Source organism: Ruegeria sp. C9, assembly GCF_056537585.1.
The window spans coordinates 636,314-659,896 of the sequence record NZ_JBQFRU010000001.1 but is presented as its reverse complement, the minus strand read 5'-3'; the positions used below and the strand labels follow the sequence as shown (position 1 = coordinate 659,896).

Annotated in this window: 20 protein-coding genes; 10 read left to right on the top strand and 10 right to left on the bottom strand. The window is 56.3% G+C overall.

Annotation, left to right across the window (positions count from 1 at the left end; genetic code table 11):
* The first annotated feature begins 45 nt into the window (after window positions 1–45).
* Together ACR0NE_RS02970 and ACR0NE_RS02965 are read left to right on the top strand one after the other, a co-directional pair.
* Window positions 46–1,890, top strand: a complete 1,845-nt coding sequence (locus tag ACR0NE_RS02970; protein ID WP_170596189.1) for a family 1 glycosylhydrolase — start codon at window positions 46–48, stop codon at window positions 1,888–1,890.
* A 39-nt stretch (window positions 1,891–1,929) separates the two neighbouring features.
* Window positions 1,930–2,856 (top strand): carbohydrate kinase family protein, encoded by a 927-nt coding sequence (locus ACR0NE_RS02965; RefSeq protein WP_170422864.1) that lies wholly within the window; start codon window positions 1,930–1,932, stop codon window positions 2,854–2,856.
* 135 nt (window positions 2,857–2,991) lie between these two features.
* On the opposite strand, the gene ACR0NE_RS02960 is transcribed toward ACR0NE_RS02965, so the two are convergent.
* From ACR0NE_RS02960 to ACR0NE_RS02950, 3 genes are all read right to left on the bottom strand, one after another.
* On the bottom strand, window positions 2,992–4,257 hold the full coding sequence (locus ACR0NE_RS02960; protein WP_170596191.1) for an ABC transporter permease subunit: 1,266 nt from the start codon (window positions 4,255–4,257) through the stop codon (window positions 2,992–2,994).
* The gene (locus tag ACR0NE_RS02955; protein WP_170394409.1) at window positions 4,254–5,060 is read right to left on the bottom strand and encodes a taurine ABC transporter ATP-binding protein; all 807 of its coding nucleotides are present in this window, start codon (window positions 5,058–5,060) and stop codon (window positions 4,254–4,256) included. The genes ACR0NE_RS02960 and ACR0NE_RS02955 overlap by 4 nt, the downstream gene beginning before the upstream one ends.
* A gap of 74 nt (window positions 5,061–5,134) precedes the next feature.
* The gene (locus ACR0NE_RS02950) at window positions 5,135–6,130 is read right to left on the bottom strand and encodes a taurine ABC transporter substrate-binding protein (RefSeq protein WP_170394406.1); all 996 of its coding nucleotides are present in this window, start codon (window positions 6,128–6,130) and stop codon (window positions 5,135–5,137) included.
* A 176-nt stretch (window positions 6,131–6,306) separates the two neighbouring features.
* On the opposite strand from ACR0NE_RS02950, the gene ACR0NE_RS02945 reads away from it, so the two are divergent.
* The 4 genes from ACR0NE_RS02945 (at window position 6,307) to hisD (ending at window position 10,527) form a co-directional block, all read left to right on the top strand.
* Entirely contained in the window at window positions 6,307–7,281 is a 975-nt protein-coding gene (locus ACR0NE_RS02945) for a LysR family transcriptional regulator (RefSeq protein WP_170394403.1), read from the top strand.
* A 218-nt stretch (window positions 7,282–7,499) separates the two neighbouring features.
* Window positions 7,500–8,513 (top strand): D-cysteate sulfo-lyase, encoded by a 1,014-nt coding sequence (cuyA, locus tag ACR0NE_RS02940; RefSeq protein WP_170561560.1) that lies wholly within the window; start codon window positions 7,500–7,502, stop codon window positions 8,511–8,513.
* A 35-nt stretch (window positions 8,514–8,548) separates the two neighbouring features.
* Complete coding sequence (gene cuyB / locus ACR0NE_RS02935) at window positions 8,549–9,244, top strand: cysteate racemase (RefSeq protein ID WP_170561562.1); 696 nt, start codon at window positions 8,549–8,551, stop codon at window positions 9,242–9,244.
* 8 nt (window positions 9,245–9,252) lie between these two features.
* Entirely contained in the window at window positions 9,253–10,527 is a 1,275-nt protein-coding gene (gene hisD / locus ACR0NE_RS02930; RefSeq protein WP_170561564.1) for a histidinol dehydrogenase, read from the top strand.
* A 33-nt stretch (window positions 10,528–10,560) separates the two neighbouring features.
* Here the strand turns inward: hisD and ACR0NE_RS02925 are convergent, their stop codons facing one another.
* The 5 genes from ACR0NE_RS02925 to ACR0NE_RS02905 are packed head-to-tail and all read right to left on the bottom strand — an operon-like array spanning window position 10,561 to window position 15,379.
* The gene (locus tag ACR0NE_RS02925) at window positions 10,561–12,027 is read right to left on the bottom strand and encodes an aldehyde dehydrogenase (protein ID WP_170596193.1); all 1,467 of its coding nucleotides are present in this window, start codon (window positions 12,025–12,027) and stop codon (window positions 10,561–10,563) included.
* A 9-nt stretch (window positions 12,028–12,036) separates the two neighbouring features.
* On the bottom strand, window positions 12,037–13,074 hold the full coding sequence (locus tag ACR0NE_RS02920) for an LLM class flavin-dependent oxidoreductase (RefSeq protein WP_170407735.1): 1,038 nt from the start codon (window positions 13,072–13,074) through the stop codon (window positions 12,037–12,039).
* A 1-nt stretch (window position 13,075) separates the two neighbouring features.
* The gene (locus tag ACR0NE_RS02915; RefSeq protein ID WP_170596195.1) at window positions 13,076–13,996 is read right to left on the bottom strand and encodes a flavin reductase; all 921 of its coding nucleotides are present in this window, start codon (window positions 13,994–13,996) and stop codon (window positions 13,076–13,078) included.
* Window positions 13,993–14,805: an alpha/beta fold hydrolase gene (locus ACR0NE_RS02910; protein WP_170596197.1), complete on the bottom strand. Its 813-nt coding sequence runs from the start codon at window positions 14,803–14,805 to the stop codon at window positions 13,993–13,995. The genes ACR0NE_RS02915 and ACR0NE_RS02910 overlap by 4 nt, the downstream gene beginning before the upstream one ends.
* Window positions 14,777–15,379 carry an amino acid synthesis family protein gene (locus ACR0NE_RS02905; protein WP_170596199.1) on the bottom strand — a complete coding sequence of 201 codons (603 nt, stop codon included), beginning with the start codon at window positions 15,377–15,379 and terminating at the stop codon, window positions 14,777–14,779. The genes ACR0NE_RS02910 and ACR0NE_RS02905 overlap by 29 nt, the downstream gene beginning before the upstream one ends.
* Before the next feature lie 102 nt (window positions 15,380–15,481).
* Here ACR0NE_RS02905 and ACR0NE_RS02900 point away from each other — a divergent pair, with 102 nt between their 5' ends.
* Window positions 15,482–16,168 (top strand): GntR family transcriptional regulator, encoded by a 687-nt coding sequence (locus tag ACR0NE_RS02900; protein ID WP_170596201.1) that lies wholly within the window; start codon window positions 15,482–15,484, stop codon window positions 16,166–16,168.
* Window positions 16,169–16,268: 100 nt separating this feature from the next.
* Complete coding sequence (locus ACR0NE_RS02895) at window positions 16,269–17,243, top strand: LysR family transcriptional regulator (protein WP_170596203.1); 975 nt, start codon at window positions 16,269–16,271, stop codon at window positions 17,241–17,243.
* Between the two features lie 14 nt (window positions 17,244–17,257).
* Here ACR0NE_RS02895 and ACR0NE_RS02890 read toward each other — a convergent pair whose 3' ends face one another.
* Window positions 17,258–18,775 carry a trimethylamine methyltransferase family protein gene (locus ACR0NE_RS02890; RefSeq protein ID WP_170596205.1) on the bottom strand — a complete coding sequence of 506 codons (1,518 nt, stop codon included), beginning with the start codon at window positions 18,773–18,775 and terminating at the stop codon, window positions 17,258–17,260.
* Window positions 18,776–18,964: 189 nt separating this feature from the next.
* Between ACR0NE_RS02890 and ACR0NE_RS02885 the strand changes: the two genes are divergently transcribed.
* The gene (locus tag ACR0NE_RS02885; RefSeq protein ID WP_170596207.1) at window positions 18,965–21,400 is read left to right on the top strand and encodes a GcvT family protein; all 2,436 of its coding nucleotides are present in this window, start codon (window positions 18,965–18,967) and stop codon (window positions 21,398–21,400) included.
* 8 nt (window positions 21,401–21,408) lie between these two features.
* Here the strand turns inward: ACR0NE_RS02885 and ACR0NE_RS02880 are convergent, their stop codons facing one another.
* Window positions 21,409–22,326, bottom strand: coding sequence for a GlxA family transcriptional regulator (locus ACR0NE_RS02880; protein WP_170596209.1), 918 nt, complete (start codon window positions 22,324–22,326; stop codon window positions 21,409–21,411).
* A 95-nt stretch (window positions 22,327–22,421) separates the two neighbouring features.
* Between ACR0NE_RS02880 and ACR0NE_RS02875 the strand changes: the two genes are divergently transcribed.
* Window positions 22,422–23,582, top strand: coding sequence for an acyl-CoA dehydrogenase family protein (locus ACR0NE_RS02875; protein WP_170596211.1), 1,161 nt, complete (start codon window positions 22,422–22,424; stop codon window positions 23,580–23,582).
* Window position 23,583: the final 1 nt, after the last annotated feature.

Sequence of the window (23,583 nt, the reverse complement as noted above, 5' to 3'; positions counted from 1 at the left end):
TGTTAGATGGCGTGACGCTGGTCATGGCTCCAACAGGTTGCGACAATGAGATATACCCGTTCTGACTTTCCCAATGGCTTTCTGTTTGGTGCGGCTTCCCCTGCAGAACCGGCAACTGGGCTAGACATGCACCGCTTTACAGTTCGTTGGCAGCACATCATGCCAGACGGTCGCATTCCTGATGCAAGCGCATTGGATCAGTGCGAGCAGCGGATTGATCAGCTTTTGGCACACAGCATTCGGCCATGCATCGTGCTGGATCACAACGATATCCCCCCAGCGCTGGAGGATATCGGCGGGTGGCGCAATCGAGTAATGGCCGACTATTTTGCTGCGTTTTCCGAGGCGATCGTCGCCCGAATGGGTGACCGGATATTCAACATCTCTACCATAAACCCGTTCGTCGAAAGCGACTTCGATCCTCGCACCCAAGCCCGCAGCCTGCACCATAAGCTGCTTGCACAAGGCGCGGCGCGTCAGGAAATGCGGAGCTATGGGATGGCCAATCTGGGTGTAGAGGTCGTTCCGTTCATCCTTGATACGATAACCAACGGGCAATACCCGCAGTCTTTGCTGGATCGATTGGCCCGCCACTTTCCCGAAAATTGGCGGGATGATTTTTCCATCATCGCCGAGCCGATTGATTGGTGCAGCGTAGTCGTGAAAGAGGGCGCTGACATAGACATACTCATGCGCACAACACATGAGCAATCTCTGCCTTCATTCGTGACCGTAGCCGCCGATGCGGGTCATGACTTGGTGCATTCGCTGGCGCGCGTGCATGACGCGCTTGAATCCGACACCTTGGTACACGGCATTTTCGTTCAGTCCGGGACCGACGTCGAGGCGTTGCAGACAATCCAAACAAGTGACGCCCAGCCGGCCCCATGGGTTAGACCCAAGGGAGGGTTACACGCACATTGGAATCTGGTGGCCGATATCGGCGGCACTAATACAAGATTGGGCGTCGTAACCGAGGGGGCGCTGACCGATCTTCGCAAACGCCCCACGGGCACTGTAAGCGACCTGCAAGACGCATTACACAGTTTATGCGACGAGGTCGGGACACAGCCGCGCGCTGTGGTCGCGGCCGGGGCGGGGCCGGTTCAGAACGGCACCATTCGCCTGACCAATGCCAATCTTGATCTTTCCGAAGACGCTCTGGCCCGAGCGACCGGCGCGCACCATACCTATGTCATCAATGATTTCACTGCTGCCGCATGGTCAGTCGCCGAGATTACCGAGAATGATGTTGAGGTATTGCAGGGCTCAGCCGCTCCACCATTGGGGACACGGCTAGTTGTCGGGCCGGGAACCGGGCTGGGCGTGGGCGCCCTGCTCTACTCTGAAGGACATTTTCACACCGTTTCCGGCGAGGGCGGCCATGTTGGATTGTCCCCGCGCCATCTTGACGAGGTCGAGGTTTTCCGCGCAGCGCGCAAGATCATACCCGAGTGCTTTTTTGACGATACGCTCACCATCGAGGCCGAGATGTTCCTGAGCGGAACTGGCCTACCGGTTCTCTATCAGGCGATCGGAATGGCCGAAGGTCAGCCCAACGGCATGATACGTTCGGCAAAAGACATTCTGCAGGATGCTCAGGACGGCTCGGATGCCTGCGCTGTTAAGGCGGCGCGAATGTTCACCGAGCATCTGGGCGCCATAATGGGCGATCTTGCTGTTGCTCTTATCCCCTTCGGAGGTGTGTTTCTTGTTGGCGGGGTGGCCGAAAAGAACCGCTGGCTGTTTGGTCAGGATTTTCTGCGTGCCTTCAACGCAGGAGGTCGGTTTGATGAACTGCGGCGATCAATGAACCTGTATGTGTCGGAGCAGAATGAGTTTGGCATTGTTGGCGCTAACAATTTCTGTAAGAATGCCTTGGCACGGTAATTTGGCCGTGCATTTTTAGGCAGATCGAAGGGTAGCGGAATGATCCTGTGCTGTGGAGAAGCTCTGATCGATATGATCGCCGAACCAACGGTTTCTGGCAGCAAAGGGTTTGTCCCACATTCCGGCGGCGCGATCTTCAATACAGCAATTGCACTGGGTCGTCTGGGCATACAAACGGGGCTGCTGTCAGGGCTATCTACCGACATGTTCGGAGAGCAGTTGATCGCCGCCTTGCAGATCAGCCATGTCGCGACCTCGCACGTTATCCGCTCGGACCGTCCTACGACACTTGCATTCGTGCAGTTGAGGGATGGGCACGCCACATACAGTTTTGTCGATGAGAATACGGCGGGCCGGATGCTGCGGCCCGAAGACATGCCGGATCAACTACCGGGCGTTTCCGCACTGTATTTCGGAGGGATCAGCCTGGCTTGCGAACCATGCGCTGATGCGTACGCGGCCGCACTTGATCGTCATGGCGCGGATCATGCAGTGATGTTGGATCCCAATATTCGACCCAGCTTTATCAAGGATCAGACGCGATACCGGACCCGCTTGAACCGTATGATCGCAAAGACCGACATCATTAAAGTTTCCGATGAAGACCTTGATTGGATTATACCGGGCCCCGAAAGCCATGCCGAGAAAATTCCACTGCTGCTTCGTGCAGGACCAGCGATCGCAATCGTGACCAAAGGGGGGGATGGCGCGACAGGCTATCTTTCTGATGGAACGGACGTTTCCGTGCCCGTCCAGAAGGTTAAGGTCGTGGATACTGTTGGTGCTGGCGATACGTTCAACGCAGGTGTGCTGGCTGCGCTAAGCCAAACCGGTCATCTCAACAAGCCCGCCTTGCGCACTTTGCCCACAAGCAGTCTTCGCGACGCGCTTGAATACGGTGCAAAGGTCGCTGCCGTCACCGTATCCCGAGCGGGGGCAAACCCGCCTTGGGCACAGGAGCTCTGAAGGTATACAGACCGATGCCGTGTTCAAGCTAAGTTAGCAGCAGGGTCCAACGCCGCGTTCTTAATCGCAGCTGAAACAAAAGGCCCCCGAGATTGCTCGGGGGCCGCTTTGTTACCACAGTATCGGAAAGACCGATCAGCTGCGGCCTTTCCATGGCACCAGCCAATTCTCGGCCTTGCGCATCAGGATATCGATTCCATATCCGATCACCCCGATAAGGACGATCCCCATGATGACAATGTCGGTCAGCTGGAATTTGGATGCGGCGATGATCATCATGCCGGCGCCCTTTTGTGCGGCAACCAGTTCAGCCGCAACAACAGTTCCCCAACAGACACCCATAGCCACACGTGCACCGGTGAAAATCTCGGGCAGCGAGTTGGGCACGATCACATGGCGCATGATCTGCCATTTCGACGCCCCCAGAGAATACGCTGCGTGGATTTTCGAGATGTTCACACCGGACACACCAGCCCGCGCGGCGATGGTCATGATCCAAAGGGCCGCAAGGAACAGCAGAACGATCTTGCCGGTCTCCCAGATGCCGAACCAGATGATCACCAGTGGGATCAGCGCAAGTGGCGGCACCGGTCGCATGAACTCGACAATCGGATCGAACCAGCCTCGGAACCAACCGGATAGGCCCATTGCATAACCCAGCGGAATCCCCACAAGCGCACCTGCGATAAACCCAGCAATCACGCGCAACAGCGACCAGCCCAGATGCTCCCAAAGCGAGAAGTTCTGGTAGCCTTCATTCGCAATCTCAAAGAACCGGGCCACAACGGTTTCAGGGGCTGGAAGCCAGATGGGGTTCATCTGCAAGCCCTGTTTGGGGGTGAAACTGATCGCCCCTTTACCGGTCAGCGTTACAGTACCATCGCCTGTATCAACCTTTTGGCCTTCACCTATAGGTGTGCCGTTGATCGCGACGATCTTTGCACCCTCATTACGTTTGGCATCATCGTTCTTGTCGAACAGGATCGTCGATGAGCGGCCCGCAGCAGCGGCAACCGCATCGTCTTTGGCAAATCCGCCGCCGGGCTCGACCTCGAATTTCTCTGCTTCCTCACCGAAGGCTGGAACGCGAACAAAAATCGTGGCTTCATCCGTGCTGCCATCCGCGTTTTCGAGCGTATAGGTGAATTGCGTATCACCTACAAATGGGCCCGGCACATGGATCGGAAACAACTTCGAGCCGGTGAAAGCCGCCCAGATTACAAAGATCACGAGAACTGAGATTATCGATGCAGCCCTATCCGCTCGTACGGCACTTTCGTCGCCGAAAGTCACAGTTTTCAAGCTTGTGAAATCCTGACGCGATTGCAAACCGCGGCGTAACGCGTAGACGATGAAAAACGCGCCACCGAACAGGCCGATATAGAAGAGAAGTACAATCATGATGCCTGCTCCGTCCGACCCATAATTTCTTCTTCCATCTCCCAGATCATCGAGAGGATCTCATCGCGCTTTTCCGCAAAACCTTCGGATTTCTTCACATCACGCAGATCGGCATTCACACCGCGTTCAGCAAAAGGCAGATTGTATTCGCGGTGAATGCGCCCCGGTCTGGGGGCCATGACAATCAAACGCTCACCCAGCAACAAGGCCTCTTCGACCGAGTGGGTGATCAGGATGATCGTCTTGCCCGTTTCTTTCCAAAGCTTCAGGACAAGGCCCTGCATTTTCTCACGGGTCAGCGCATCCAAAGCACCCAGCGGTTCGTCCATCAGGATGACGTCCGGCTCGTTTGCCAGGCACCGCGCCAACGCAACACGCTGCTGCATCCCGCCCGATAGTTCATAAACCGCCTTGTCCTTGAAATCCTGCAGCCCCACGACCTCAAGCAGATGGTCGGAAATCTGGTCACGCTCGGCTTTGGGCATGCCTTTCATACGCGGGCCAAACTCGACATTTTCCCGCACGTTCATCCATTCGAACAACGCGCCCTTCTGAAACACCATCCCGCGTTCAGCATCAGGGCCTTTGACCAGATGGCCGTTCAGTTCAATCTTGCCAGATGTCGGCGCCAGAAATCCTGCAACGATGTTCAGCAACGTCGTTTTACCACAGCCCGACGGGCCAAGGACAGACATCAGCTCACCCTCTTTAAGGCTGAGTGAAACATCTTGTAGGGCCTGTACTGAGGAGCCGTTGGGTAAGTCAAAGCGCATGGACAATTCTACGATGTCCAGTTCAGGCATCCTGCCTCCTTCCTGCTTTCATAGCTGTCGACCGGCCCGAAACCGGGGCCGGTCGCATGAAATGTCCTGCGTGATTAGTTATTCGCAGCTGTCAGCGGGCCTGCATTAACGGCACCATCATACGAATCCAGAGCGGATTCGATGCTGCCTGCCGACACGAACACGTTTGCAACACCCTGCATGAAGTCTTGCGCGCCACCTCCCAGCCACTTCTCGGACAGCTGGTCTTCAACTGACGGGAAGGTGAAAGTCGCGATTGTGGCTTCAGCGTCTGCAGGATCCATACCAGCATCCTTTGCAATCACCGGCAGCATTTCATCTTTGCTGTCGCCTGCGTTCCACTTGGCGTTGGCATCTGCGGTAACCTTAAGGAACTTCGACAGAAGCTCGGGCTCTTCTTCGATGAAGCTTGCCGGAGCGCTTGTGACGTCGAACACCAGGATACCGATCTCTTCTTTTTCAGCACCGGTCAGCAGGATGTTGCCATGCTCAGTCATACGACGAAGCGCGCCACCCCAGCCGCAAACCATGTCGAGGTTGCCCTGCGCAAATGCCGCGGCGCCATCGGCCGGAGCCATGTCAACAATTTCCATTGAACCGATGTCGACACCAAAGTGAGACATTTGCGACAGGAAACCGTAATGCGCAGCTGTACCGATCGGAACACCGACCTTCTTGCCGTTCAGTTCACCCGCGTTGCCCTTGTCGATTTCAAGCGCTTCGGCAACAACGCAGTTGTCGTTGTCTGAATAGCTAACCGCCACATCGACGATCTGGATGTCCTGACCGGCCGAAGTGGTTACCACAAACGGTGGTACCCCTTGGCTGACCGCGATCTGTACATCACCCGAGGCCATCGCAGCTGACATGGCGGTACCGGTGTCGAAAGACACCCAGTTGATCTTGACGCCCAGTTCTTCTTCGTAGGTTCCGTTTGCTTTCGCATACTGGAACGGCATCGGCCATTCGAGGAAATATGCAACCGTCAGTTCATCAAGCGCGGCGGCTTGTGAAGCGGTAACGGCCGCAATCCCGGCATATGCTGTTGTGAGCAGATATTTCTTGATCATTTTGACTATTTTCTCCCTGCTGGTTCCACTTGTCGGCTCTTGAAACGTCCGAACTCTGGAACAGTAGAAAAACCATAGTCCTTACGCGTTGAATTAGTAAATCAAAATACTGGTTGCGTAAAAAGCGAAACTTTGTTTCGCTTTTGACTGATAGTTCGCTGGTTTGGGAGCCCCCGATGACAAAGAAAGCACTCAGTCTCAGGTGGCTGGAGGTCTTCCAACTTATTTCCAAGTTGGGTTCAATCCAAAAGGTGTCAGCTGAAACCGGTTTGTCAATCAGTACGGTCTCCAATCACTTGCGCAGTCTTGAAAAGGCGCTGGATGTGGATTTGGTGGACCACAGCCGCAGACCCATGGGTCTGACACCCGCAGGCACGGTGTTCTCACGACATGTGCATGACGGCCTGATCGCCTTGAAACGGGGCGAGGCCGAGCTTCGCTCGGGCAGTTGGCAACATGCAACAGATTTGCGTCTGGGCCTGATTGACGATTTTGACAGCCGGGTCGCGCCAGAACTCTTCCGTCATCTCTCTGCAAGCCTGCCGCGGTGCAATTTTCGCCACTTTACCCGCCCCAGCCATGAGATTCTTGACAAACTGCAGTCTCAAAAGCTGGATGCAGGCGTTGCGACCCGACCTCCTGAGCACTTTGAGGGGTTAATCGAATTCCCGCTACTTCGAGATCCGTTTATCGTCATTCTTCCGCCTGCATATGACGGACCGGTCGAGGAACTGACCAAATCAGACAGTCCGCTTCCGCTTTTACGATATTCGCGTGATCACACCATAGGCAGACTCATCGAAATTCAGCTAACCCGCAGCAAGATTAACCTACCCAACCGGTTCGAACTTGAATGTAATCAGTCAATTATCGGACTTGTCGCCGGGGGCAGTGGTTGGACGATCACGACTGCCGCCAGCTACTATCGCGCACGGCGATTCCACAAAGATACACGCGCATTACCTTTCCCGGGCAAAAGCTTTGCGCGTACCGTATCGTTGTTCACGACCAATATCTATCCGTCGACAACCACACGACTGATCCACAACACACTGCAAAACCTGATCCGTCGTCATGTGACCGAGCCTATGAATTCGCGGTTTCCGTGGTTGAATGACGACTTTCGAACCATTCCCGCACCCCCCGAATGAGCAACCAGGTAATCTGAGCGCAATATCGAAGTTATTTTCCGGCTTTTTCGAAACCGGGTACAGTGCGCTTGACCGACGCGCCCCATCCGCTGTGATTAGGCCTGACCTTGCGGCTTGAATACAGGCGGCATTCTAAACCCAGAAACCTACCCAGCGGCCCGTGTTGGCAAGACCTACCGGTCTTGAACCATGTGCCGGGCCCAGATCAGGACAGCTTGATGCATCTTTCCCGTTTTCCCCGTGTTTTTCTTGCCCATCTGCCAACACCGCTTGAACGGATGGATCGTATGTCCGAGGCTCTGGGAATCGATCTGTGGATCAAGCGAGACGACTGCACCGGCATGTCGACGGGTGGCAACAAGACCCGCAAACTAGAGTTTCTGTTCGGCGAAGCGCTCGAACAAGGCGCAGACATGGTGATGACACAAGGGGCAACGCAATCGAACCATGCGCGTCAAACCGCTGCATTCGCTGCCCGGCTGGGTTTGAAATGTCATATCCTACTGGAAGACCGCACCAGCTATAACAACGCCAACTACAACAACAACGGCAACGTTCTGCTGGATCATTTGCATGGCGCAACCACCGAGAAGTTTCCCGGCGGCCACGACATGCCCGCCGAGATGGAGCGTTCGGCCGCGAAGAAGCGTGAAGAAGGTCACAACGTCTATGTCATTCCGGGCGGAGGTTCGAACCCGATCGGAGCGCTTGGCTATGTAAACTGCGCGCTAGAGCTTGTGAGCCAGGCCAATAACGCCGGTCTCAAAATCGATCGCGTGGTGCATGCGACGGGCTCCTCGGGCACGCAAGCCGGGCTGGTCACCGGGCTTTGCGCCATGAATACGGGCATTCCGGTTCTTGGCATTGGCACCCGCGCACCGCAGCCCAAGCAAGAGCAGATGGTCTATGATCTAGCCCGCAACACGGCTGAGAAATTGGGTTGCCCAGGCGTGGTGCGGCGCGAGGAAGTGATGGCCAATACCGACTATGTAGGCGACGGCTACGGCTTGCCGACCGAAAGCGGCATTGAGGCGATCCGCATGTTTGCCGAACTGGAAGGCATTCTGCTCGACCCGGTCTATTCCGCCAAAGGGGCCGCCGGTCTGATCGATCTGGCGCGCAAGGGCTCGTTTAAGGATGAGCGTGTGGTGTTCTTGCATACCGGAGGCTCGGTTGGCCTGTTCGGTTATGATTTCGCTTTCGATCACACCGACCGCTGGGTCAATCTGTAAATCACGGTGATAAGTTCCAGCAAGCAGGTCTTCGCATGAAACCCCGCGTCACCGGCATATTGGGCGGAATGGGCCCCGAGGCGACAATTCTGTTGCAGCAGCGCGTGTTATCCACGGTACAGGCGGCGGATGATGCCGATCACCTGCCACTACTGATTGACATGAACCCACAGGTGCCTTCCCGCATCGCGCACCTGATCGAGGGCAACGGGTCTGATCCCGGGCCGGTTCTGGCCGATATGGCGAGAGGATTGGAGCAATCAGGGGCAACCGCGCTTGCGATGCCTTGTAACACCGCACACCACTATGCGGCGCAGATAGAGGACGCCGTCTCGATCCCCTTTCTGAACATGGTAGACCTGTCCGTGGATCAAGCGTCGCGGCTCCTGCCTTCTGGCAGCCAGGTCGGAATTCTTGCCTCACCAGCGCTGCGAAAGGTCGGAATTTTTGACGCCCCCCTGAACCGCGCTGGATTTACCGCAATCTGGCCCGAGGATGAAGATAGGATGCTCGGCACGATCCGCCACATCAAATCTGAAGGGCCAACCGGCGCTGCACTCAGCACACTTTCCGACGCTGCTAACGCCCTTTCGGGCCGGGGTGCCGCACTTTTGTTTGTGGCCTGCTCCGAATTCTCTCTGCTCACCCGCGACTTACCCAAAAGCGTTCCGATCATCGACACCGTCGATGTTCTGGCGGGCGCTATCCACTCCCACTCTCTGACGCGTTGAGGTTTCCCATGGCCGTCTCATATCTGAAAACCGCCCTGCCCCGCCCCGATGCAGAAAATTCGGATATCCGCGATATCGTCGCAATCATGCTCTCCAATATCGAGCTCGAGGGCGAAGAGGCCGTTCGGCGCTATGCCGGAACGCTCGATGGCTGGACGGGAGAGTTCGTGTTGACTGATGAAGCGCGCAAAGCCGCATGTGACCGCGTGCCTGAACAGGTCAAAGACGACATCCGCTTTGCCCATGCCAATATCCGTCGATTCGCCGAAGCGCAGATGACTACGGTGAGCGAATGCGAGATCGAGGTGATGCCCGGCCTGATTGCAGGTCAGAAACAAATCCCGATCTCGAGCGCGGGATGCTACGTTCCTGGTGGTCGGTATAGCCATATCGCAAGTGCGTTGATGACGATTACCACGGCAAAGGTGGCTGGGGTGTCCCACATCACGGCGGTCTCGCCACCGCGTCCCGGTGCGGGCATCCCTGATGCAATAGTTTATGCGATGGACCTTAGCGGTGCAGATCTGATCCTGAATTTGGGCGGAGTTCAGGGGATTGCTGCGATGGCCCATGGCTTTTTTGGTGCGCGTCCTGCCGACATTCTTGTCGGTCCGGGAAATTCCTATGTCGCCGAGGCGAAACGGATGCTGTTTGGTAAGGTTGGCATCGACATGTTTGCAGGTCCAACCGATACCTTGGTCATTGCCGATCACACAGCATCGATCGAGACCGTCGCCTGGGATCTGGTGAGCCAAGCCGAGCACGGCGTCGATAGCCCTGTCTGGCTGGTCAGCACTGATAAAGCTCTGGCCCAGGGCGTTATCGCACGCGCCGATGCCCTGATCGAAAGTCTTCCCGAGCCAAACGCTAGTGCAGCGCGCACGGCATGGCGCGACCGGGCCGAGATTATTCTTTGCGACAGCCGCGACGAGGCTGCCAGGGTCGCCAACAACTACGCGCCCGAACATCTGCAGGTGATCGCCGAGGACCTGGATTGGTGGCTGGACCAACTGACCACCTATGGATCGCTGTTTCTGGGTGCCGAAACAACAGTGCCCTTCGGCGACAAGACGTCCGGGCCAAATCATGTTTTGCCAACAAGCGGAGCGGCCCGATATACCGGCGGTCTGTCAGTGCATAAATTCACCAAAACGGTGACTTGGCAGCGCTGCACAGCGCAAGCCTCGCACGAGCTTGCTGAACGCACTGCCAGGATCAGTCGGATGGAAGGCATGGAAGGCCACGCACGCGCGGCAGAGATGCGATTGTCTAAAGTGTGCTAAATCTGGCCCAAGGATCCTGTTGATTGGTCAGATTCACCGCATCACGAACGGATCGGGGATCGGATCGTCGCTTGTGCGCAACCAGACCGATTTGACCCGCGTGTAATCAAGCGCCGCCTGTAGGCCCCCTTCGCGCCCGTGGCCCGACAGTCCATGACCTCCGAATGGAGCAATCGGGCTGACAGCGCGATATGTGTTAACCCAGACAATGCCAGCCCGAATTCTGCGGATCATTCGATGTGCGCGGGTCAAGTCTTTGGTAAAGACACCCGACGCCAGCCCAAACGCGGTGTTGTTGGCTATTTGTATCGCTTCCGCTTCGGTCCCGAAACTGACGACCGAGAGGATCGGACCAAAGGCTTCGCGCGTCAGACAGGGCGCATCAGGCGCGTCCGTACAATCAATGATTGTCGGTGGAAAATAGTGCCCCTCACGGTCCAAAGGTTGCCCACCCGCTATCACGGTAGCCCCTGCCGAGACGGATTCAGCAACCAGATCTGCAGCAGTCACAAGCTGAGCCTGAGTGCACAGCGGGCCAACCTCGGTCTTTAGGTCATCGGGCGCCCCGATCACGATCTCACCCGCTTTTTCGATGAGCCGGGCCAGAAACTCATCTTTGATCTTGTCAGAGATTACCAATCGCGATCCCGCCACGCAGCTTTGCCCGGTAGCAGCAAAGATCCCCGAAACCTGCGCGTTCACAGCACTTTCGATATCGGCATCTTCGAACACGATGAACGGGGATTTTCCGCCCAGTTCCAACGAAGTCGAAGCGAGGTTTTCAGCCGAGTTGCGCACGATATGGCGCGCGGTTTCCGGGCCGCCTGTAAAGGCAACATGATCGACATCCGGGTGACTGGTCAGAACGGCGCCGCATTCCGGCCCGAAGCCGGTGATGACGTTCAGAACTCCGGGCGGGAAGCCTGCCTGATCGAAAATACGCGCGAATTCCAGCATCGGGGCCGGACCATCTTCGGATGCTTTCAGAACGATTGTGCAACCGGCGGCAAGCGCCGGGCCAATCTTGACCGCAGACAGGAACAGTTGCGAATTCCACGGCACGATGGCGGCCACCACACCAACTGGTTCGCGGCGCAGCCAAACCTCCATGTCGGGCTTGTCGATCGGCAGGTGCGCCCCTTCGATTTTGTCCGCCAATCCGGCATAGTAACGGTAGTAGTCCGCGACATAGGCGATCTGAGCAGAGGTTTCGCGAATGATCTTGCCGGTATCGCGCGTTTCAAGCTCGGCTAAGGTCTGAGCATTTTCGGCGACCAGATCGGCCAGCCGGTACAACAGTTTACCACGCGCCGTTGCTGTCATGGTCGCCCATTCGGGGGCATTCAGCGCTGAACACGCAGCCTCAACCGCGGCGTTCACATCATGTGTTCTGGCCTCAGGCATTTTCGCCCAAACGGTGCCCGTCGCGGGATCAAGGCTGTCGAAATGCGCGGTCCCATCCGAAAACGTGCCGCCGATATAGTGCTGAAACTGCCGCATTTTCTCTCCTTAGGCGAAGGCGGGCATGACGTCCGCGATGAACCGCTCTAGCGAGGCTTTCTTGCGCTCAAAGCTCATCCCACTGTCGATCCAGAAAGAATACTCATCATATCCAAGATCGCTATAGCCCTTGATGCGTTCGATTGCTTTGTCGGGCGTGGCGATCACGTTGTCCCGGATCATCGCCTCGGGCGAATAGAAGGGATGGTTAGCGATGTCGTCATCGCTCAGCGCCTGGATCAGTCCCTGCGACACAGGGCGTTCGTTTTTGAACCACGCGCCGAAATAGCAATAAAAGCGATTGATCTCTTCCGCCGCGCGACGGGCATCCGCCTCGTCCGAGGCGATGTAGGTGTGGTTCAAAAGCATGATTTCGGGGCGCGGGACGTCATGGAATTTGGCGCAGGCTGCGTTGAACGTATCCATCAGCCGGGTGATCTCTTCGTCGCCCTGCCACAAAGGGGTGACCTGCACGTGACAACCGTTTGATACCGCAAACTCATGACTGTTGGGATCGCGCGCGGCAACCCAGATCGGTGGACCGTTTTGTTGCAGAGGCTTGGGTGAAGATGTGGTTGCCGGGAAAGAATGAAACTCTCCGTCCAGCGCATGATCGCCTTCCCAAAGACCCCGCACTGCCGGAACAAGCTCGCGCATACGCTGGCCTGCCTCCCAGGCGTCCAGCCCCGGCACCATCCGCTCGTATTCATAGCTGTAGGCGCCACGCGCGATGCCCAGATCCAAACGGCCATTCGTGATCATGTCCGTCATTGCGGCCTCTCCGGCCAGCCGGATCGGATGCCAGAACGGAGCGATAACGGTTCCGGTTCCCAGACGCACATTGTTGGTCTGGCGTGCCAGATCGACGATATTCAGGAACGGGTTCGGCGAGATGGTGAAATCCATCCCGTGATGTTCGCCGGTCCAGACCGCATGCATACCACCCGCATCAGCGATCTTGGCCAGTTCTATGAAGTTTTCATACAGCTCCTGCTGGTCCTGATCGGGAGAGGTGCGTTCCATATGAACGAAAAGCGAAAACCGCATGTCAGTGACCTCCTCGTGTAATCGGGCGAACCTCGCCGCTGTTCTTGTTTCCGTAGTAAATGCCAAAATCTCCCAGCCGGGATTCCTCGGACAATCGTTCCAGCATGGTTCGGGTCGCCGTGTCGGTTACAGTGCCAAAGGATACGACATCCAGCGGGACGAAATTACCTTTCTTCGGCTCACCATCTGCGGCCTGACACAGAAACGCGATGTGTTGACGCTTTTTCTCTGCATCCTCGTAAACCGAATAAACAAAGCCAGGCTCTGCGGTCAGTCCGGTGGCCTCAATCAATTGTTCCAATGCCGCTGAAACACCTTCTGACCCAACCACTGCCTCGGGCGGTGCAAGCGCGCCGTCACCAGCATCGATCAACAGAACCTCACCTGCGCGTTCGATCAAGGCTGAGACGATCAGGCCGGTGTCCTGCATCAAGGCACCAGCAGCTGTTGATGGTGTTACATAGGCCCCCCTGACATATCCGAGACCGGGTGCCGGAGTATTGTCGAAGGCTTTGACCTCGCCGATCAGGATCACATGATCCCCCGCTTCGACGGTTTTGTGCATAGCGCAGTCAAACCAGGCCGACGACCCATCGATCAACGGCGATCCCGCAGGTCCACGCCGCCACTCGACGCTGGCAAACCGGTCTTCGACGGGCCGGGCAAAGGTATTGGATACCTCGATCTGTGTCTCTGACAGGATATTGACGGCAAACCCGTCTGCGGCAATCAATGCGTCATAGTTCTTTGAACTGTTGGCGAGACAAACCAGCACAAGCGGCGGGTCTAGTGAGACGGATGTGAACGAGTTCGCGGTAAACCCGATCGGGTTACCTTGGGTATCATGCGACGTAACCACGGTGACGCCCGTCATGAACGCTCCAAATGCATTTCGCAGCGTGCGGGGATCAAGCGAGGTCATTGCGCAATCCTTTCTTCGGCCGGCTGGCCGAGCCATTCAACCAGATGCGCTGTTACTTCATCGGGTGCTGTCAAGTTCACCATATGTCGGTGGCCTTGGATCACAACGGCCCGACCGTTTTGAACTGCTGCGGCCATAGCTTGTGACATAGCCGGGGTTGAGTTCGAGTCTCGGTCGCCGGTGAGCGCCAGAAACGGGCACGAAATCAGATTCATCTTGCTGGCGTAAGTGGCATCGCCCCGCGCAAAAGCGGAATAGGCGATGGCGTAGCCTCGTTGATCCACAGACCCAAGCCACGACGCCACCTGCGCACGGGCAGCCAGATCACCCGGACTGTCACCAAACCAGCGCGACAACGGCGTTTCCAGATCAACTCGACCCGCGCTGATGTCAGCGGCCCGTTGGATGACTGCGGCGCGGGCTGAGGCATCGCGACAGAAGACGCCGTTCAACATAGCAACACGGCTAGTGATATCGGGGTACTCTGCCGCAAAGCCGGCGGCAATCAGTGCCCCCATTGAATGACCGATGATTGCGACCGGAGCCAGATCCAATGCGTCGACAACATCATGCATCCAGCCGACAAAATCCGGCAATTGGCTTCCAGATAGCAGACGGTCACTGCCTCCATGCCCCGGCAGATCAACCGCAATTACACGGCAATGCTGGCTCAGCGTGTCAAACTGAGGGCCCCAGGCCGCAGATTGCATGCCTACGCCATGGATCATAAAGACCGGTTGCCCTTCGCCCGCCTCTCTGAACGCGACTGATCGGCCCGAGTTAGACAGCCGCAGGGTTGTCAACGTCATGACCAAGTTCCTCGATGTCCTGATAGCGATCCCCGATCCGGTGGTGCGGCCGCCCTCCAATCGATGCACCCAGTGCAATCAGAATCTCATCTGCCGCAGGTGCATCTGCGACCGAAGTCTGGATCGTAAGGTAGTGAGAGCGACGACCCCCATCATGCTTGTCCATCAAGGGGATCAGCAGCGGCGCATTGGCAGGGCCGCGCGTATTGCAGAAGGAAAGGTAGGATTTCGCGCCGACTGCTTTGCGATAATGATTGCCAAAATGCAGCGTGTGGATCAGGGCCGACGCATGCTCGACCTCTCCGTTCAAGCCCACAATCGCGGATTTTCCATAGGCTTCGACCCGGTCGCCGCCACCTGAAGCATCCAAAATCAATTTGGTCAGCAACTCCCCCAATCCGGGGGCGCAATCGCGGATCGCGGGGCCAAGATCTTCGACAAAACCCTGACCAGCCCAAGGGTTCCGAATGACAGCTATTGCGGCAATTAGCTTCAGCGGAGTGTCCGCCAACTTACCACCCTCGATCAGAGTGTCTTCGACATGCAGAAGCGTTTTTCGAATTTCGGCGGACATGGTGATTCCTTTGGCAAGCCTTTGGTCGAGAATATGGTATACCATAATACGATATGTCAATCATACTTGTTCCGGATCCGTACCACAGATATGAAAGCGTCGATGATGAACACCGACTCCACCCTACAAAAGATCGAAAAAGCACCGCAAACATTGCGGGATATCGTGCAAGCGCGCCTGCGCGAAGCGATCATCGCCGGGCATTTTGCCCCCGGTGAGCGGCTTGTTGAACGCCCGCTTTGCGATCAGCTTGGTGTCAGCCGCACCGTCATCCGCGAGACGATCCGGTTTCTGGAAGCCGAAGGTTTGGTTGAGATTATCCCCAACCGCGGGCCAATCGTCTCGACCCTCAGCTGGGACCAAGCGCGGCAAATCTATGACATCCGCTTACAGCTAGAAGGCTCAGCCGCCGCCGCCTGTGCACAAGCGCATGAGACAGGTTTCGCAAACGATCTGGGCAAGGCATTGAAAGCAGTGGGCGCGGCGCAGAATGACACCGAATGGTCAAATCTGCTACAGGCCACAACTCGCTTCTATGAACTGATTTTTCTACAGGCTGGGCACAGCATCGCCTGGGATGTCGTGCAACGTCTGAACGGCCGGATCAGCCGCCTACGGGCCTTGACCCTCGCAGCGCGGAATCGAGAGCGTTCTGGGATGAGCCACATGACTGCCATCCATGATGCCATCCTCAGTGGTGATCCTGCCAAAGCCCGAAAAGCAGTCGAAAGCCATATCGCGGATGCTGCACAGACCGCGCGCGGCTTTTTGGAACGCTCTGAAACCTGATTGCTCGGCAATTGAGCCAGAATTCCAAGATTCTGATATCAAAGCTCTCATTATCTGCGTAGATTTGCCGGGAATGCCCTGATCTCACGAAAGCACCGGAATGCCGCGTCAGTCTACTCCGAAAGATCTCAGCCTCAAATGGCTGGAACTGTTTCAGATATGCGCGCAGAAAGGGTCGCTGCAGGCGGCCTCAAAGGAAACAGGGCTGACGATAAGCACCGTTTCCCATCACCTGCGCAATCTCGAAGACCATCTGGGCGTTGAGCTGTTCAACCACACCCGTAGACCCATGGTTCTGACCCCAAAGGGCCGGGTCTTCCTGCGCAATATCGACGATGCGCTACACCTGATCCGAAAGGCCAAGGCCGAAGCGTCTGCAGGAAGCATCACCGAGGCCAGCTATCTGCGTTTCGGCACGATCGAAGACTTCGACAGCGACATCATTCCAGAGCTGGCGGTCTATCTTTACGCGAATATGCCCGCCTGTGATTTCATGTACCACACGGATTCCAGCCACGCGATTATCGACATGCTGCGCGACAGGCAGTTGGATCTGGGGATTTCCACTACTCCTAGCGAACGAATGCGCGATCTGCAGGATCGCCCCCTTCTGCGCGATCCATTTGTGATCGTTTTGCCTGCGGTGAGTGACAATTCTTTGCAAGACATTGTTGAGGGTCGAACCAAATTGCCGTTTCTAAGATATTCCAGCAATCTGATCATCGCGCGCCAGATCGAGTCCCAATTACGCCGGATGGGGATTTCGTCCTCTCACAGGTTTGAATGCAGCAACAATCAGACGCTGATGTCGATGGTGTCCTCCGGTGCGGGTTGGACCATCACGACGCCGCTGCTGTATTCTCGGGCAAAGCGGTTCCAATCAAAGCTGTGCATGCACCCGTTTCCGGGCAAGAGCTTTGCACGCACACTGGCGCTGGTCGCGACGCCGGATTGTTCAAGATCAGTGATTGAGCTTGTGGATGCCAAAACCCGATCACTGATCAATGACCGCATCATTTCCCCACTGCGCGATGATATCCCGTGGCTGACGGATAGTTTCAAACTTATCGAATAGCACTGGATCAGCCTTCAAAGAATGTTGAAGCGATCTCGGATTTGCCGATCCTGTTCGTCTGACAGGTATCTTGGCGTATGGGTCTGCAAAATTTCTTGCGCCCGATGTCGCGCGCGGCTCCAGGCATCTTGCGCTCCGTTTTCTGCCCAGGTTCGCGGCTCGTCCCTGTCTGCGAGTGAGGGATAAAAGTAATCCCGTTCCATGGCCGCAAAAGTATGCTGACCAACCAGAAAATGGCCCTCGCCCAGAACTGCTTCGCAGATCGCGTCAAAGCCCAGATTCTCGTGTGTCACCTCTATGCCCCTCAAAGCGCGGTAGGTGTACGAGTGCATCTCATCATCCAGCACGAACGCCTCAAAACTTGCACCCAGCAACGAGGCCGTCATGCCCGAGCTTTCATAGATCAGATTACCACCTGCCAGCGCTGCCGCCATTGAGGTCAGTCCCTTTTCCATCCCGTATTGAGCGTCGATCGCCTTGGCATCAGACATCGAACAGGCCACACCTGAAGGCAGCCCAAGCCAATTTGATAATTGTGCTGATGCTGCATTCAGGACAGCCGTCTCTCCGCTGCCACCTGAGAACGCGCCGGTCCGAAGGTCAATCACCAGTGGCCAATTCGAAAAGACCATAGGAAACCCGGGCTGGATCGCGTGGACCATTACTAGACTCGCAAGAGTTTCTGCCAATGACTGCGCCAGAAAACCAGCCAAGGTCGCTGGTGCAGTCGCGCCGGCCTGAGCAGCGGTGATGCAAGAAATCGGAATATTGTGTTCGATGCAGGCGTAGACCACATCCACCGCGTCTTCGCCGTAGCGCATCGGCGAGATCACCGGGCTTATATGTGCTTTCATGAACGGGCGTTTTGCGAATTCACCGGGTCCCCCGGCTGCGATATCCAATATCTCAACAATTGGCGCAACGTGCTGCGCCAATGTAAAAGACGTCGCGGTGGGCTTGGAGGTATTCTTCAACAGCGCATAGACGGTGTTCACATCCAGATCGAAGGTTTCCTCCAGATCGGTTGCAACGCAACAGCGGGTGAACCAGCTGACATTTGGCAAGACATCTTGAAGACGCGTGAAATCATGCAAGTCCTGCAAGGTTGAAGGCCGATAGCGACCACTGCGCAGATCAAGCGTCTGAACCGCCGCCCCTCCGGTTCCGAAATAGACGCGATTACCGCCAACTTCGATGGATCGGGCTGGATCACGCCCGTGCAGAACGAAGGTCTTGGCGGCCTGATCAATCGCCTGTTCCACAAGTTGAGGCGAAAAAAGTATCCTCCCCTCCCCGCTATCTTGCGCCCCAACCGCCAACAAATCAGAACGCAAGCGATCCGGCACCTCGCCGATCCCCAGCTTCTCAAGAAGATCCAGAGCTGTGTTGTAAATCCGCTCAAGCTCAACCCCAGTCAAGGGTTTGTAAGCGCCTCCCGGTTGACCTGGCGGACAGGGGTCGAGCGCAGGCTTTTCAGCCCGCTGTGCGATACGTCCTTTTCGACCGGACCTTTTCGCCTGCGGCGCAGCCATTTGTGATCCTCCAACCGCATCAGGTGGATCAATTCAACTAAACGCCTAAAGCCAATTTCAACCGCATTCGAATTACTACGAGTTAATGAGCTTTTATTTTCGATTTTTTACGTAACAATATCCAACCGCTTGTGAACCAACTGACAGAACAGGCTAATCCCCAAAAGACTACCTACCGGAGGGTCCTTGATGAAATCGCGCACTAAAGTGGTCGTCATTGGCGGCGGTATCGCCGGCTGCTCGACTCTGTATCACTTGACCCGTGAAGGTTGGTCCGATGTGGTGCTGGTCGAGCGCGATGAGTTGACCAGCGGCACAACTTGGCATTCGGCCGCGCAGGTGACCAATTTTGGCATGAACCAGACCATGGTTGGTCTGAAGACCCACTCGATCAACCTGTACAAGGAACTGGCCGAGGATCCGGACTATCCTATCAACTACCACCACGGTGACGGCGGCATCCGGCTTGCAAATACGCCTGAGCAGATGCAGGGGTACCATCATTTTGCGTCTATGGCGCGCGGAATGGATGTGCATTTCGAGGTCATAGATGCAGAGGAATGCGCCCGCCGGCACCCGTTGATTTCCACCGACAACCTTCTCGGTGGGCTATGGGATCCGCTAGATGGCGACATCGATCCGGCTCAACTGTGCCAAGCTCTGGCGCGCCGTGCTCGCAAAGCCGGGGCCGAGGTTTATCGCAATACTCCGGTCACAGGACTGACACAGCACAAGGACGATACCTGGACGGTTCGCACGGAACACGGCGATATTGATTGCGATATCGTAGTTAACGCTTGTGGTTATCGGGTCAACGAAGTGGGCGCGATGATGGGCGTGCACCACCCTGTCGCTTCGATGGAGCATCAGTATTTTCTGACAGAAGAAATCGCAACGATCCGCGACGCAGGCCATCGGATGCCCCTGCTGCGCTGTCCGATCAGCGACTATTATTGTCGGCAGGAGAAGAACGGCTTGCTGGTCGGCTTCTACGAGCAGGATTGCAAAACCTGGGGCATGGACGGGATCGATCCGAATTTTGTGAACGCGCTGTGCCCTGACGATCTGGACCGCGTGACGGATGTGCTGGAAGGTGCCTTCGCACGCATGCCTGCACTGATGGATGTCGGCATTCATACAGTGGTGAATGGTCCGATCACCTACACAATTGACGGCGCACCTTTGGTCGGGCCAATCCCAGGAAAGCGCAATGCTTTCTGCATCATCGGCCTACGCGCAGGTCTAGGTGAAGGAGGAGGCCACGGCTGGCTGCTGGCCCAACAGATCGTTCACGGCGAGGCCTGCTATGACACCTGGTGCCTTGATCCGCGTCGGTTTACCGGCCACACAAATGTGGAGCTGACCGCGCTGAAAGCCATCGAAGATTACCAGAATGAATTCCGCTTTCATTTCCCGCACGAACACCGGCCTGCCGGTCGCCCCGCCAAAACCACACCGCTGACCCCGATCCTCACAGCAGAAGGGGCTGAATTTACAGTGGTCAACGGTTGGGAGCGGGTCGACTACATCAAGCCTGCACCAGATTTTCACCCAACGCTGAGTTTCAGTTTTGATGAGACCTTTGACGTCGTGGCAGCGGAAATCAGAAACCTTCAAGAAAATGTCGGACTGGCCGAAGTGAACGGCTTCAACCGGCTGGAAATCACTGGAACCGATCGGCATCGGTTTCTGGATCGGATGATGTGCGGCGCGGTGACAAAACGCGACGGGCGGGTCGGCCTTGGTTATCTGCTGAACCACCACGGGATGGTCAAAGCCGAGGCCACCATCGCCAACCTTCCCGCGAGTGATCGCGGCCCGGCACGGGTCTGGTACGGGTCCGCCGCCGCCAGCGAATACCATGATATGGACTGGCTAAAGGCGCATCTGCATGATGGCGAAGATGTGCAAATCCGCTCACTCACCAATGATCAGACAATATTAGTGCTGGCCGGACCCAAATCGCGCGACGTGCTGTCCGCTTGTGCTCGAGGAGACTGGTCGCGAGAAGCTTTTCCCTGGCTGTCAGTTCGCGAGTGCTTTGTCGGGTTCGCGCCAGCAACTGTATTGAATATCAGCTTCTCAGGGGAACTGGCCTACGAGATACATGTCCCGAACGCCTCACTATACGCGACCTATCTGGCGCTCAGAAAAGCTGGCGAGACGCATGACTTGAAATTATTTGGTGCTCGCGCCGTCGAGTCCATGCGGATGGAGAAAGGGTTCTTGCACTGGAAAGCCGATCTGCTCACAGAGTTCGACCCGTTTGAGACCGGTTTGAATCGGTTCGTGAAACTGACCAAAGGCGATTTCATTGGCCGAAATGCGTTGCAGAGACGCCTTGAGAGCGGTCCGAAGAAGAAACTGGTAAGCCTGAAAATCGATGCAACCAAAGCACCGGCGCATGGTGGAGCCTCCCTGATGTTGGACGACATGGTTATTGGCACAATCACGTCAGGTGACTGGGGCCACAGAACAGGGCTAAACCTTGCTTACGGCTTTGTGAATCCGGAATTTTCCGAACCCGGCAGCCGAATGCAACTTGACCTGTGCGGAGAAATGATCGCGGCCGAGGTGATTGCGCCGTCCCCGTATGACCCGGACCTCTCACGCGTGCGAGGCTAATCCCAAAGTTACTCCCCGTTTCGATAGGCTGTTGGTGTCTGCCCGAATTGCATCCGGAACGCCCGCGTCATTGCGCTTGGGTTCTCATACCCGCAGCGGCTGGCGATCTCGGCCACGGACTGCTGGGTCTCGACCGCAAGTTTACGCGCCAAATTCAGACGCAGGCGACGATAGAGCGCCTGCGGTGTTACACCCAGCTCGGACAAAACCCGGGTCTCAATCTTCTTTTGAGAGCACCCGAGCTGACGAGCGATATCCTTTATCATTACTGGCGCATCCAACGTGCCCTGCATGACGCCCAGCACCCGATTCACCAGCCTGTCTTCGGATTTCATCTGTGGTGAAGCAGCACTTGGTTCACCACGGTTCATCAGAAGATGCGCCACCTCCATCGACAACAGCGGCCCGTGATCCGCAAGAATCAGCGCAGTCGCCAGATCATAAGCAGCCATCGCGCCTGAGCAGGTGATCCGGTCCCGGTCGATCACAAAACGTTCCTGCACGACCTCGACATCGGTAAAAGTTTCTTCGAACCGGGAAAGTTCATCCCAGTGAATGGTCGCGCGATGCCCTTCCAACAGTCCCGCACGCGCGAGCAACCAACTCCCTGTGTCCAGACCAGCCAAATTGCGATGACGGGTTGCGGCCCTGCGCAAAGCGCGATGAGTATCGGGAACCGAGTGTTCCAGATACCCATAAGACGGCATGACAACCAAAGCATCACCCGCCTCAATGCCCATCGCTCCATGCGGCGCGACCTGCAACCCGCTGGAACTTTGGACAGGCGCACCATGGGGTGAATAGAACTGCCAGGCATAGAGATGCTGACCCGCCAATGTATTTGCCGCGCGCAATGGCTCAACCATGTTGGCGAGGCAAAGGTTCGAGAACCCGTTGAACAGCAAAAAGTTATAGATCTGTGTCAAATTTTTCTAACTCGGCATGATATCGTACGATTACTGCATGTCATCGTGTCAGGCAATTACGTTTCATTGCCAATCAGACATCAGGGGAACGCGTCATGCAATTTGGCTTAACCGAAGAACAGGAAATGATCGTCTCAACAGTGCGGAGCTTTGTTGAGAACGAGATTTACCCCCACGAAGCTGAGGTCGAACGCACCGGACAGGTGCCGCAAGAGCTGGGCGACGAAATCAAGCGGAAATGCATCGAACTGGGGTTTTATGCCTGTAACTTCCCCGAAGAAGTTGGTGGCGCAGGTCTCTCGCATCTTGATTTCACTCTTGTCGAACGCGAGCTCGGCCGAGGTTCGATGGCATTGACCCATTTCTTCGGTCGCCCGCAGAATATCCTGATGGCCTGCAACGCCGACCAGCGTGAACGCTATTTGTTGCCTGCCGTGCGTGGCGAAAAGATGGATGCTCTGGCTATGACCGAACCTGACGCGGGGTCAGATGTTCGGGGCATGAAATGTCAGGCCGTTCGCGATGGCGGTGACTGGGTCGTCAACGGTTCGAAACACTTCATCTCGGGCGCGGAGCACGCGGATTTCTTCATCGTGTTCATCGCAACAGGTGTGGATGAAACTCCGAAAGGCCCCAAAAAACGGATCACTACATTCCTCGTAGATCGTGGCACGCCGGGTTTTGAAGTGCGCGAGGGGTACAACTCAGTCAGCCACAAAGGCTACAAGAACTATATCCTGTATTTTGACAATTGCCGCCTGCCCGACGCACAGGTTCTGGGCGAGGTCGATGGCGGTTTCGCCGTGATGAACGAGTGGCTCTATGCAACGCGCCTGACGGTTGCTGCTTTTTCGGTCGGGCGCGCGCGGCGCTGTTTTGATTACGCACTGAACTACGCGGCTGAGCGCAAGCAATTCGGCCAGCCGATCGGCAAGTTTCAGGGTGTCGGCTTTCAGATCGCCGACATGATCACCGAGATCGACGCTGCTGACTGGCTGACGCTCGCGGCCGCATGGCGTCTGGATCAGGACTTGCCCTCAAATCGCGAGATCGCCTCGGCCAAGCTTTACGCTTCGGAAATGCTGGCTAAGGTCACGGATACGACGCTACAAATCTATGGTGGCATGGGTCTGATGGACGACTTCCCGATCGAACGGTTCTGGCGGGATGCGCGCGTAGAACGTATCTGGGATGGTACGAGTGAAATCCAGCGGCATATCATCAGTCGTGATCTGCTGCGGCCTCTGGGTGCCTGAG